Raw genomic sequence first — 11849 nt, 5'->3', positions numbered from 1 at the left:
CAGCGTGACGACAAGATGCTGCTGTTCTACTCCGGTAGGTCCTTCGCCAGCTGCGGCTACTACACGTCGTACGCCACGGCGCCGGCGGTCACCGGCCCCTGGACGCCGGCGCCGAATGCCTTCATAACCAGGCCAACACGGGACTCTGCGGCCCAGGTGGCGCGGGCGCCGCGACGGCCCACGAGGGGCTGGGCGGCGGCGACAAGGTCGTGATGCACGCCGCAGCCACGGACGGCAGCAGACACATCTACTCGATCAACCTCAGCTGGGTCAACGGCCTGCCGGTTCAGGGCGGCAGCCGGAAGTCCTCGCTCGACGGCAACGACCTCGCCGAGATCGCGCTGATTCAGACCGACGGCCAGATCAAGGCCTAGCAGAACTACAAGGGACTCGGCACCCGCCGTACGGCGCCGCCCAGATCATCGCGACCGACTTCTTCGAACCGGCCCGCACCATCTTCATCTGATCCGGCGAGCCGGCGCTGACGTGATCGGGACCCGCCATGTCATCTGCGGCGGGTCCGATCACGTGCATCAGGATCCCGTAACGGATGCCGCGGTACAGGAAGGATCCCTGGCCGGAGCGCGACGCAGACCGCTGCGGGTCACCACTACGGGTCAGCCGGTGCCGTGCCCCTCGGTGAGCGCGGGGATCCGGCAGGTCCGCCAACGCGGCGGGCAGCCCGGCGTGGTGTCGCCCCCGGGTGGCAACCGGTCACGGGACAACGACGTAATCAGCAACCACGGCAGAGCGGGCATCACCAGACCGGTCATGCCCGCCTACTACCGCCAGCAAAGATACGTCTGCGCTACCCCATCAAGCCGTGCAGTGCGCGGCTTAGTCGGAGCCCTGGCTCAGCACCGAAGCCCAGTGACGTTGTTATCAACCCGTCGTACCGACCGAGTAGTGTTGCGCGACCTCCTCGGCGGTGAGGGCATGGTCGTAGACGGCAACCTCGTCGAGCAGTCCTGCCAGCCGGGTACCGGCGTCGTCACCGCGGGCCCCGAGCTTGAGGCTTCCGGCCCCGTCGGTCGGGCTCACCCTCGTGGCGGCCAAGCCGTCGAGCCGTCCGTCGAGGTAGACCGAGATGGTCGACCCGTCGTAGACCGCGGCCAGGTGATGCCACTCGTCCGGCGAGATCACCGTCTGTCCTTCGACCGACGCCAACTGCCCGGCTCCGGCCAACGTGAGGGCGTTGAGTCTGCCGCCGGGCAGGACGCGCAGCAGGTAGCCGTTGTAGGCGGGTGCATCGTACTTTTCGACCACGCTGTACTGCCTGCAGACGTCATTGAGTTTCACCCATGCCTCGAGGGTGAACGAGCCGCTGACGCTCAGCGAGGCCGAATCCGGTACGGCGATGTAGCCGCCGGTAAGCTCGGCGGCGGTGTCCGGATCGCCCGTCAGCGCGCCAGGGCGGCCCAATGTCACGGCGTCTGTGTAGGTACCGCGGTTGCCGGTGCCGGAGGTGTCCTCGGCGCTCGTGCCGGATCGCTCACCCAGCCGCCAGTAGCCGACCGGCTCGTCGGCCACCACCTGCGCCGCATAGGCGGGCTCGCTGGTGACCGCCAGCCGCTGAGTCGCTGCGGGCTGGGCGGGTGCGGAACTCGCCGGAGCCGCCGACGCGCTGTTTTGCACCGAACCGGGCTGCTGCGCGCTGGGCGACGGTCCGGGGTTGCCGAGCACGCCCTTGACGTAATGGGAGTCGATCTGGGCCGGGGTCAAGGCCTTGTTGTAGATCGCGACCTCGTCCAGGCCGCCGACGAAGCGGTCCGCCGCGTCGTCTCCACGCGCGCCCAGCTTGAGGCTGCCCACGCCGTTGGTCGGCGCCGTGGCCATCGGGGTGGACGTCTGCAGCTGCCCGTCGAGGTAGGTCCGCAGCGCCTTTCCGTCATACGCCGCCGCCACGTGATGCCATTGCACCTGTTCGACACTGCGGGGGCTGGTCGCGCCGAACTGAGCCTGGTCAGCGACCGTGAGCGCCTGCAGCTTGTTGCCGTTGACCAGCCGCAAGGCGTAGCCGTTGCGAGACGGCAGGCAGTCGCCGCCGTCGTACTTCTCGACGATGCCCTGCGGTCCACCCGCCGCGTCCTTGACCCACGCCTCCAGCGTGTAGGCGCCGGTGACGCTGAGCGAGGCGCTGTCGGGAATCTCGGCGTAGCCGTCGTCGAGTCGGACTGCGGTGTCGGCGGAGTCGGCGATCGCCCCTGACTGGGACCGGCCGACGCGGCCGCGGTAGGCGCCGTTGTTTCCGTTGCCGGAGGCATCGGCCACCGGCTGGCCGACGGCGTCGTCGAGCCGCCAGTAGCCCACCGGCGCGTCCCGCTTCACCAGCGCGGCGTAGTCCGCCGGGTCCGGCCGGGCCACCCGGACCGACAGCGAGGTGGTCCGCGCCGTGCCGCCGGACGGTCGGGTGACCACGTCGATCCGGTAGTTCCCGGGCGCTGCGTCAGCGGGTACCTGGACCGAGGTCGCAAGGTCGGACCAGGTCAGCTTCTGGTTGCTGCCCACGCTGAACGGCAGCTTCGAGTCGCGGACCGTCCACCCGGCCGGAACGCCGACCTCGACGGTGCCGCTGACCGTGCCCTGCCCGAGTGCCTCGACCTCCAGGTCCAGCGCAGACGTCTCACCGGGCTCCAGCAAAGCGCGCGGGGTCGCCACCTTCGTGGCCTCCGCACTCGGCGCGTCGGCCACCTTCGCCGTCTTGTACGTCGCCCGGACCGTGACCGCCGCCGTCGGCCTGCCGAGGTCGACCAGCTCACGAGCGGCGTCGTACGTCACCGCGCGGCCGTCGACGGTGACCCCGCTCAGCTGGTGACCGCGCGGCGCGCGCAGGTGCAGCACCACGTCTGTCAGCGGTGCCCGTCCGGCGACCGCCTGCGGTGGGTCGACCCGCACGGTCAGCCGACCGTCCGCCAGCTGCGAGCTGGAGGCGAAGCCGACGGTGCCGAAGGAGGTCGGCAGGTCGGAGACCTCGATGCGCTCCCCGTCGGCGAGCCAGGGCCGGGGCGTGGCCGGTGCCAGGTGCAGCCGGGTCGGCACGCCGTCGGCGTCCAGGTCCTCGCTGACCAGCAGGCCGCGCATCGCCTCCAGGTAGGTGGCGTTGTTCGGCGACAACGGCGGCCAGTACTGCGACCGGTAGTACTCACCGAACTGCGGGCACGGCGAGATCGTGGCGCCCTCGCCGCCGATGAAGGTGTTCGGCGTGAGGTCGTGCGCGAGCATTCCGTAGAAGCTCAGGTCGAGGCGATCGGACTCGGCATTGTTGGCCAGGAATCGCATCAGCGAGTAGCCGTACTGCTGGTCGATGCCGCTGGACTTGTACCCGGGCACCGCCGGCCACTGGTTGGGCCGGAGATTCTGGCAAACACCGGGATCGGCGCTCGACAGGTTGAACCTGGTGAGGCCGAGGAACAGCGACCCGTGCTTGTAGAGGTAGTCCCGCAGCCCGGTCGCCGTCGCGCTGCCCGGCTCGAACAGCCCGGTCGCGAGCGCGTACGGCATGATCAGGTTCCAGTAGCTGCCGAGGAAGTCGGTGGTGACCTTGTCGTACGGCTTCGACGACGCGGGGTCCAGCAGGGCGACCGGCACGAACACCGAGCCGTCCGGCAACACCGTCTTCGACTTCTCCACCGCCCTCAGCAGCGACGAGCGCAGGCCGGCCGCCTCGTCGAGGAACGGCGTCGCCTCGTCGTCACGGCCCATCAGCCGCAACGCGACACCAATGTCGCGCAGCCCGCGCCAGACCTCGGACTGGTGGTGCAGGCCGTAGACCGGCTCCGGGATGTCGGAGGCGTAGCGGGTCTTGGCCAGCAGACCGTTCGGATCCGCGACGCGTTGCCGCTTGAAGTCGGCGAGCCAGTCGCGGAACGTCGGCAGGTTCTTCTGCAGCAACGACGCGTCGTTGGTCTGCAGGTAGTACGTCGCCACCGTCTGCAGCTTGATCCCGCGCTCCCAGGACACGAAGAAGCTGCCCTGGCCGCGGCGCAGCAGCTCGGTGAGGTTCGCGCGCGCCTTGTCCTGGTAGCCGAAGTCGCCGAGCGAGGTGACCGTCGCCGCGATCTCCGGCACCCAGGCGAAGGACTTGTCCAGCGACTCGTAGCCGTTCCCGACCGTCAGGTTGAAGCCCATCACCAGGTTGTTCAGCAGTGTGCTGCGCATGGCGTCCGAGGCGTACTTCTCCGGGATCTTGACCTTGGCGCCGGCGCTGAGCTGCGCCGTCCAGTAGTCGCTGGTGCGGGACTTCGCAGAGTCGTACAGCTCGGCGGACGGGCGTAGGGCGGCGAGCTCGGCCGGCTCGTTCGGCATGACCAGGTAGAACTCGGCCTTTCCGCGGCTCAGGTCAGGCGTGAAGGTCAGGTCAGGCGCGGACCAGGTCGCCGCGCCGCTGTACGCGACCACGGTCTTACCACCGAGGGTCAGCAGCCCGGGCTTGGCGACGACGTCCGCCACCTTGTCACGGCTCAGGTTGAGCCGGAGCCGCGGGTGCGCGTTCGCCGGCCCGTTGACGACGAACCGCAGCATGCTGACTGTCGGGCCGCCCGGGGTGAGCGCGGTGACGAACGACTCGCGCTCGTAGCGGACCCCGGCGGCGTCACGATAGGAGTTGGAGAGAATCGGCAGGTATCCGCCGGTCAGGCGGGGCTCGTCCGACCTCGCCTCGGCCTGGCCGTAGCGCTCGGACCCGTCCGCGCCGACGAAGAAGCGGGCGTGCTGGGTCGCCCGCGAGTCCGACCATTGCGACATCAGCTCGCTGCCGTCGGCGACGTGCAGCGAGAAGTCTCGCTCCTCGGCCCATCGGGTGGGGTCCGGCGCCGGATAGGTGAAGGGCAGGTAGTACCAGGGCGAGGTGGCGTCCGTCGTACCAGCGTGGTTGGCCGGCACCAGCAGCGGCTTGACGTTGGCCATGGTCGGACCGTCGGGCAGGCCGAGCAACTTCTCGCCCCAGTGGTCGGATCCCTGTTCCAGCGCGTGGTTCACGCGATCGGCGTAGCCATTGGGCAAGGTCAGGTCATTGCGGGAGCCGCGCTGGTCGGTAGCCGTCTGTTCGTTGGCCGTCTGCTCGTCGGATGCCTGGACGCCGGCCGCTTGGACATCCTCGGATGCCTGCACCAGTAGGCCGGCCGCCAGCGTCACTACCGTTAGCAGCGACAGCGTCGCTCTCGATCTCGATCTCGTGCCCATTTGATCCACCTTCGCGTGGAGTACTGCACGGAATACTGGACTAGGCCAGTAACTTTGGAGCATCGTCTTCGCCGGTGTCAATACTTCGGCTGGCCGCCCTCTGGGTCGGCCGGTTTCGCAGCGACGGGCCGGGGCAGGCGCTGAGCGAGGGTGCGTCGCGCTGGATCGGGTCGAACCCCTGGTAGTCGTTGAAGATCCAGCTGCTGGTCACCGACGCCGAAGCGGCTGTTCCGTCCGCCCAGCGGGGCATGACGCTGATGATGTTCGACGGGTTACTCTCGCCGGCCACGTTGATCGCTGCGATCTTGAAGTTGTACACGTGCCCGTTGGCCAGGTAACGGGCGGTCAGCGACGTGCCGCTGACCGGATACGGCAGCTTCTCCCACCAGCCGTTGAGGCTGGCGTCGCGCTGGTAGACGTCGTACAGCACGTTCGAGGTCGGGCTGGCCGACCAGGTCAGCTTGACCTGGCTGTCCCCGGCGGTTCCCCGCAGGTTCGTCGGCGGCTGCGGGAACGGCGGCATCGGCCGCGCACTGTCGGTGTTCGAGGCGGCGCTGATCCCGGCGAGGTCCTGCACCGGATGGGCCGGCAGGTTGACGACATGGTCGCCGAGGCCCACGAGATGCCGAGCGTCGGGGCGTACCAGGTGATGGTCCGCCGCTATATCGAAGGCCGGCTCGCCGAACTGGCCAAGGCCCGGGGTACGACCGCGGACGGTTTCGAGATCGACCTGCTCGCGGTCTTCGAGGACCTGACCGGTCGCGGGCATGCCGACCCACTCGGGACGCTCGCGACGGCGACCGGCCGGTCGCGAACCGACCTTGACCATCTGCTCGATGTGGCTCGCCAACGGGATGATCACGATGGGGCGTAGGTCCCCCGGGCATCGGGGAACGGCCTATTCGGTGCCGTGGAGCTTCGCCAGTTCGGCGGCGAACTCGGCGTCGGTGAGGGCGCCACGCTGGTGTTGCCGGGTCAGCGCGTGGATGTCGCGCCGCTGATCAGCGGTAGCGGCATCGCGGGTCGTGCGTGTCCGGCTCACGCCGGCGGGTGGGGTCGTCGGCCGGGTGGCGGCGGTGGAGGGCTGCTCCAGCTGACCGGTGGACGCGGTCTGCCGGCGGCGCTGCGCGTCGCGGTGGTGTGCCTGCAGTGTTGCCAGGATCTCCTCGTAGTGTTCCGGCCAGGTGGCCAGCCGGCCCAGTTCGGGCCGGAACGTGAACGGCCGGAGGAGGTGGCCGCGCTGCAGCGGGGTCTGTATCAGGACCCCGTCGGTTCGTTCGATGATGATCGCGGGGCGGCCCATGTCCAGGCCCGCCATGCTGGCTGTGCCGCTGCGGATGTCCGACACCGATGTCCACGGCACCGTGGTCGTACGCAGAAGGGACCGGGACCGGACGCCGTCATCACTGACGTAGACCCCGAGCATCGCCTGCCGCGCCGTGACGGCGACGCCCCCGGCCAGCCACACCCCGAAGAGGATCGCCAACGGCGTCGGCATCCCCTCGCGCACATACATGATCACCATGAACGTGGCGAGGCCAGGCATCGCGACCAGCCCCAGCACCGCGAAACCGGTCGCGACGTCGAGAGAGTACGGACGTTGCCATCTCCCCATGCCGCCATAGTGGCCAGCGGCGTCCAACCGCTGCCGCGGACTGCCCAGGTGCACTGGCCCCACCCCTACCGAGCAGGGTCCTCCACCAGGACGCCGGCGACGGTGATCCTCATCCGTCTGGCTCCCTCGCCTGCTGTGCACAGGGATTAGGTAGGGGAAGCTGCCTGGAGTGAGACGGGGGTGCGGGAGCGTGGCGAGTTCCACCCCGGTCACCCGCTGGGCTGCCACCGGCGTCGAGTCCCGGACCGGGTCGTGTTCGAACATGTCATCGCCGCGCTCGTGCACGGCTCGGGCTACGAGCGGATCGCATCCACGCAGTGCTCAGACGCCACGATCCGCCGCCGGCTGACCGAGTGGGCGCACCTGCGGGTCGCTCACCGGCTGCACGAGCTGGCGGCGGCCGCGTACGACATGATGATCGGCTTGGAGCTGTCCGACCTTGCCGTCGACGGCGCGATCACGAAAGCCCCATGCGGCGGTGACAAGGCCGGCCCGTCACCTGTGGACCGCCGCAAAGGCGGCCTGAAACGCTCCACCCTCACCGAGGCCACCGGCATCCCACTCGGCCTGGTCAGCGCCCCAGCCAACCGCCACGACTCGCCGCTGCTGGCGCCCACCCTGGCCACCCTCGACCAGATCGGAGCACTGCCCGAACAGGTCACCGTGCACCTGGACCGCGGCTACGACAACAAGCCCACCCGCCAGGTACTCACCGACCACGGCTTCGACGCCAAGATCGCCAAACGGGGCGTGCCCGCCCCAGTGCAGGCCGGCAACCGCTGGCCGGTCGAACGTACCCACGCCTGGATGAACGGGTACGGCAAACTCCGCCGCTGCACCGACCGGCAAGCCGCCATCGTCGACTTCTACCTGTACCTCGCCGCCGCGCTCGTTACCGTGCGTGCCCTCATCCGAGAAGCCCGCACCCACTACCGCTGGGACAACCGCCCCACCACCCGCCGCCTCAGATAACGCCTATTGACGGTCTCTCTTAGTACGTCGTTGACTACCGGAGGTCAGACAGGCATGCAGATCCGCTACCTCGAAATCGTGACCAAGGAGGTCGACGTGGTATGTGCCACCTACGCAGCGGCGAATGGGGTGCAGTTCGGCGAGCCGGGCTCCGGGCTCGGCAACCACGGACGGCCGAAATGCCGGGAGGCGGGCTGGTGGGGGTACGGGCCGTTGCGCGAGACCGAAGAGCCGGTGGTGCGGCCCTACTGGCTGGTTGATGACATCAAAGCAGCCGTCGCAGCGGTGGTGGAGGCTGGCGGCGAGATCGCCGTGGAGCCGCTGGAGGTCCCCGGGCATGGCACCTTCGCCATCAACCTCCAAGGCGGCAACGACCACGGCTTCTGGCAGCGGTAGCCCATCGGACGAGACGCGCCCGTCAAGGTTCACCTGAGACACGGCACAGAGCCGTCGGAACATCGCCTCATTCCAAGCGGCCATCCCGTCGCCGTCGACCCGCCCTTGTGGGTGCGGGCCGCCGTCGGGACCGCCATGTCAAGACGGCCTTGACGCATGGCCGGAGGCCGGTGGCCCCGGCGGTGGCCTGCTCGGTTCGTCCCGGGTCGTCGGCGGGATGGCCTACCGCCACCACCCTTGGACCGCGACCCACCGGCGGAGCCCCAGCCATTCTGAATCCGAAGCACCCCCGCCGGAGGCGCTGTAACCGTGACCCGGCGACCGCCGCCAGCTCGGCGACGCAGCCGCGCTCACCGAACTCGCCCGGGCGATCTGACCGCAGACCCCCAACACCGGGAACGTCCGCCGATCCCACAATGCAACAGTGCCGCGGACCCACGGCCGCCCGCTCCGACGCCGGGCCGGCACGGCCCGGGTTCCACGTCAGCGGCCCGACGGTAGCCGGCTGGGACAGGAGTGACACTCACCTTCGGCACCCGCACGGGCGGGGTCGGCGATGAGGCTGGTCACCGACCCGCCCTCGTCCGGGCCAGAGGAGGGAACTGATCTGGTCTTTCCGCGTACGCTTGGCGGGTGGCGATCAGAACCGGACGGTTGCGACTCGGCCCGGACGAGGGGCGCATGCTGCTGCGGACCCGCCGCACGGGGATCGGCTCGACCGTTGGGCACGACCTGGCCATCGAGGTGACCGACTGGTCGGTGGAACTGGATATCCGGAAACTGGACCGGCGGATGCCACCGCGACGGCCCACGTCGGGTTGGGATCGCTGGCCGTGCGGCAGGGCACCGGCGGTGCGCGACCGCTGACTGACAAGGACCGGGGCGAGATCGAGAACAACGCCCGGCGGACGCTGGACGTCGATCGCCATCCGACGGCCACCTTCGAGTCCAGCCGCATCGTCGTCGGCGACGACCATGCCACGATCAGCGGAACCCTCACTATGCACGGGGCCGCCGGCCCCCATCGACATCGAGGTGCGCGAGGTGACGCCCGACAGGTACCGCGCCGCCACGGTGGTGACGCAGTCGGCCTACGGAATCAAGCCTTACTCGGCCTTTCTCGGCGCGCTCAAGGTCCGTGACGACGTCGAGGTGGAGATCGAGGTCGACCTCGGAGGTTGACCTGCGGTCGACGGCAAGTACGACACGTCTCCGCTCGGGCGCAGTGCTCGTGTACGAGGGCATCAAGGCCACCGCTGACGACGTCCGGCTACTGACCGGCATCGTCGAACGGAACGCCGCCCTGATCAAGTTCGCCGATGAGGCGATGACGACCGGCAAAAGACTCCACGACGCCATCGCCAGAATCGCGCACAACAGCTGGGCCAGCCGCCTCGACGAACAGATCCCCGACCGCACGGTCCGCTACCGCCACCTCGCCAACAGCATGCAGGAACGGCGCGAGGCAGCACTGGCCGAACACCGCCCGATCCTCGAAGCGGTCAACGGCGACGAGCCCGAGCACACGGGCCAGACCGCCTACGCACACGTCATCCCCACATAGAACCAGGCACTGCAGGCAATCAGCACCAGTCTTAACGGCTCACCCACCAACGAGCATGGCGGTCAGGATCTGCCCCGCAGGACCGCCCGGCGCTGCTTCAGCTCCTCCTCGCCGATCTCGCCGCGCGCGAATCGCTCGGCGAGAACCCGCTCTGCCGCGCTGCGCGCCAACCGCGTAGGCGACCTGCGGTAAATCAGGTAGCCCAGGGACGACAGGACAAGAAGCCAGAACAGGGCGGGGAAGATCAGCCACCAGCCCGCTCCGCCGTCCCAGGGCCCGCGCCCGTCTCCCCAACCTGGGCCAGGATGGGCGTACACATAACCCACGACATCCGTCAACATCACAATCTCCCTCGGCATCGGGCTCGCTCCTGCGCACCCTCCGCCTCGAGAGTGGCGCGCCGCTACGGCTGCCGTCGTCGGTCGTGCAACGACACCCGCAGTACGTCGCACGACGTACTGACCGGGTTGCTCGTTCGGGGGCTCGGCTGGGTGCGGCATCGGGGGCTCGTTTGGGGGTGTCGGCGACACGAGACCCCACACGAGTCCCCTCCGCCCGGCCTGTCAGGTGCCTGACCTGCCCAAACCCGCCCGACAACGGAGTCACCAGCATGATCAACCCGTCCAGACTCCCTACGGGATTTCTCTCTCCACGGGGTGAACACCTATGCCGCAATCACACTCTTCCGGCCTGCTGACCATCTACCCCCGCATCACCACCCGCGACCGCCGGCTGCTCCAACTCCTCGACGACCACCAGGTCCTCACCACCGACCAGATCCACCGCATCCTGTTCCACGCCCGCCGCACCTGTCAGATCCGACTCGGCGAACTGGCCGCCCTGGGCCTGCTGAACCGGTTCCGGTTCGCCCGCGACGGAGGCAGCAGCCAACCATGGAACCGGACACTCGGCCACAACGGACACCGCTTCCAAGCCGCCGCCCACCCCCACTGCCCCGCCGCGGCGGACCCCGCTACCCGGTGCTGTTCTGGCTACCCAACGCCGAACGCGAAGAACACCTGCACCGCCTGCTCCGCCCCTGAGCGGCGGACGTGCCAGCAGCCACCGCGACCCAGCAGACCAAACCGGCCGAGGCGGTCTGGCTGCCCAGCGACGGCATCCAACGAGTCCGGCTGGTCGACCTGCCCACCGACCACGGCCGGGCCGTGGCGGACAACCCGAACTTCATCGACGGCATCTTCACAACCTGACAAACCCTGACCAGCACCACACCCGATCCTGACAACGCAGCTCACACGCATGATCGCCGTTCCTGACAGGGGCTGCCCTCCACCCGATCGTGGACGCTTCTGCCTCGCCCGGGTCGCCGACGACCTGGCCGCCGTCGACGCCGCCGCTGTCGAGGCCTATCGCCCCGGCGCTGACAACACCCTCGAGGTCGCCCACACCAAACCTCACGGCGTTCCCGCGCTACGCCTGGTCGACATCCTGGACCTGCCGGTGACCCGATGAGTGCCGAGGCCCTGTCCTGGGCCCTCAGCGACGCCCCGGACGTCCCGCCGTCCTGTCTCGCCGTCCTGATCAGCCTCACCAACCACGCACACGCCAACAGGCGCGCCGCCTTCTCGTCGCAGGAGCGCCTCGCGTTCTACGCCCGCAAGTCCGTCCGCACGGTCCGCAATGACCTCTCAGCACTGGCCCGCCTCGGCCTGATCCGCCGAGGCGACCAGCGTCACGCGAGCCTCCTTCCCGCCGACCGTCGCCCCGTCGTCTGGGATCTCGCAATGGAACGCCGACGCCCACTCCCGGCGGCCCTGGAACCGCTGGCCGAGCCGCAGTCGGGCCGCCCAACCGAAGCCCCGGGGCCTGTGGAAAACCGGGCGGAAGCCGGCTTCCCCCCGGTCCGGGGCCAGGCGGAAGTGCAGTACCAAACGGCCGGAAGTGTGCTACCAAACGGCCGGAAGCGTGCTTCCGCCGAACCGTCCTTAACCGTCAATAACCAAGAAAGCCCGCGCTCGCTTCGCGCCGCAGCCCTCACCCCCCAGCCCGCCGCCGCGCAGGACGTGACCGCCGAGGACGTGGCCGCCGAGATTGGCGTGCGCCGAGAACGGCCCGGGCCGGAGTTCCCGGACGCAGATGAGAGCCGGGTTCGATGCCGTC

At 69.2% G+C, this 11849-nt stretch carries 14 protein-coding genes and 2 pseudogenes; 11 read left to right on the top strand and 5 right to left on the bottom strand.

The genetic code is table 11. From position 1 onward, the window contains the following. Window positions 1–212: 212 nt before the first annotated feature. On the top strand, window positions 213–374 hold the full coding sequence (locus FXF52_RS41700) for a hypothetical protein (protein WP_187413564.1): 162 nt from the start codon (window positions 213–215) through the stop codon (window positions 372–374). Between the two features lie 243 nt (window positions 375–617). Here the strand turns inward: FXF52_RS41700 and FXF52_RS41695 are convergent, their stop codons facing one another. The 4 genes from FXF52_RS41695 to FXF52_RS17905 all read right to left on the bottom strand — a co-directional run bounded on the left by FXF52_RS41695 (window position 618) and on the right by FXF52_RS17905 (window position 6823). Then, complete coding sequence (locus FXF52_RS41695; RefSeq protein ID WP_187413563.1) at window positions 618–773, bottom strand: hypothetical protein; 156 nt, start codon at window positions 771–773, stop codon at window positions 618–620. Window positions 774–882: 109 nt separating this feature from the next. Further along, the gene (locus tag FXF52_RS17915) at window positions 883–4977 is read right to left on the bottom strand and encodes a LamG-like jellyroll fold domain-containing protein (protein WP_187413562.1); all 4095 of its coding nucleotides are present in this window, start codon (window positions 4975–4977) and stop codon (window positions 883–885) included. 244 nt (window positions 4978–5221) lie between these two features. Next, complete coding sequence (locus tag FXF52_RS17910; protein WP_148798058.1) at window positions 5222–6043, bottom strand: fibronectin type III domain-containing protein; 822 nt, start codon at window positions 6041–6043, stop codon at window positions 5222–5224. Window positions 6044–6079: 36 nt separating this feature from the next. Next, a complete protein-coding gene (locus tag FXF52_RS17905) occupies window positions 6080–6823 on the bottom strand; it encodes a PH domain-containing protein (protein ID WP_255472078.1) in 744 nt (247 codons plus the stop codon). A 153-nt stretch (window positions 6824–6976) separates the two neighbouring features. Here FXF52_RS17905 and FXF52_RS17900 point away from each other — a divergent pair, with 153 nt between their 5' ends. The 6 genes and pseudogenes from FXF52_RS17900 (at window position 6977) to FXF52_RS17885 (ending at window position 9728) form a co-directional block, all read left to right on the top strand. Then, window positions 6977–7768 carry an IS5 family transposase gene (locus FXF52_RS17900; RefSeq protein ID WP_148798057.1) on the top strand — a complete coding sequence of 264 codons (792 nt, stop codon included), beginning with the start codon at window positions 6977–6979 and terminating at the stop codon, window positions 7766–7768. A gap of 54 nt (window positions 7769–7822) precedes the next feature. Beyond that, window positions 7823–8164, top strand: a complete 342-nt coding sequence (locus FXF52_RS17895; RefSeq protein ID WP_148798056.1) for a hydroxylase — start codon at window positions 7823–7825, stop codon at window positions 8162–8164. Window positions 8165–8797: 633 nt separating this feature from the next. Then, window positions 8798–9031, top strand: a complete 234-nt coding sequence (locus tag FXF52_RS41690; RefSeq protein WP_187413561.1) for a hypothetical protein — start codon at window positions 8798–8800, stop codon at window positions 9029–9031. Then, window positions 8998–9168: pseudogene (locus FXF52_RS44075) on the top strand (hypothetical protein); the annotation flags it as partial. The gene FXF52_RS41690 and the pseudogene FXF52_RS44075, both read left to right, overlap by 34 nt. 40 nt (window positions 9169–9208) lie before the next feature. Then, complete coding sequence (locus FXF52_RS43160; RefSeq protein WP_255472077.1) at window positions 9209–9346, top strand: hypothetical protein; 138 nt, start codon at window positions 9209–9211, stop codon at window positions 9344–9346. 49 nt (window positions 9347–9395) lie between these two features. Further along, window positions 9396–9728 carry an FCD domain-containing protein gene (locus FXF52_RS17885; RefSeq protein WP_187413559.1) on the top strand — a complete coding sequence of 111 codons (333 nt, stop codon included), beginning with the start codon at window positions 9396–9398 and terminating at the stop codon, window positions 9726–9728. A 62-nt stretch (window positions 9729–9790) separates the two neighbouring features. Here the strand turns inward: FXF52_RS17885 and FXF52_RS17880 are convergent, their stop codons facing one another. Then, window positions 9791–10069, bottom strand: coding sequence for an SHOCT domain-containing protein (locus tag FXF52_RS17880; RefSeq protein ID WP_222870558.1), 279 nt, complete (start codon window positions 10067–10069; stop codon window positions 9791–9793). Window positions 10070–10394: 325 nt separating this feature from the next. Here FXF52_RS17880 and FXF52_RS43155 point away from each other — a divergent pair. The 4 genes and pseudogenes from FXF52_RS43155 to FXF52_RS17865 form a co-directional block, all read left to right on the top strand. After that, a pseudogene (locus FXF52_RS43155) lies at window positions 10395–10631 on the top strand (replication-relaxation family protein); the annotation flags it as partial. Window positions 10632–10780: 149 nt separating this feature from the next. After that, a complete protein-coding gene (locus FXF52_RS43150; protein WP_255472089.1) occupies window positions 10781–10939 on the top strand; it encodes a hypothetical protein in 159 nt (52 codons plus the stop codon). A gap of 49 nt (window positions 10940–10988) precedes the next feature. Continuing rightward, on the top strand, window positions 10989–11201 hold the full coding sequence (locus tag FXF52_RS17870; RefSeq protein ID WP_148798054.1) for a hypothetical protein: 213 nt from the start codon (window positions 10989–10991) through the stop codon (window positions 11199–11201). Then, window positions 11198–11849, top strand: a 652-nt coding sequence (locus tag FXF52_RS17865) for a helix-turn-helix domain-containing protein (protein WP_187413558.1), incomplete at its 3' end; no start/stop codon positions are given. The genes FXF52_RS17870 and FXF52_RS17865, both read left to right, overlap by 4 nt.

It is taken from the genome of Micromonospora sp. MP36 (assembly GCF_008119785.1).
Taxonomy (GTDB): domain Bacteria; phylum Actinomycetota; class Actinomycetes; order Mycobacteriales; family Micromonosporaceae; genus Micromonospora.
This window is presented reverse-complemented; position numbering and strand designations above follow the sequence as displayed.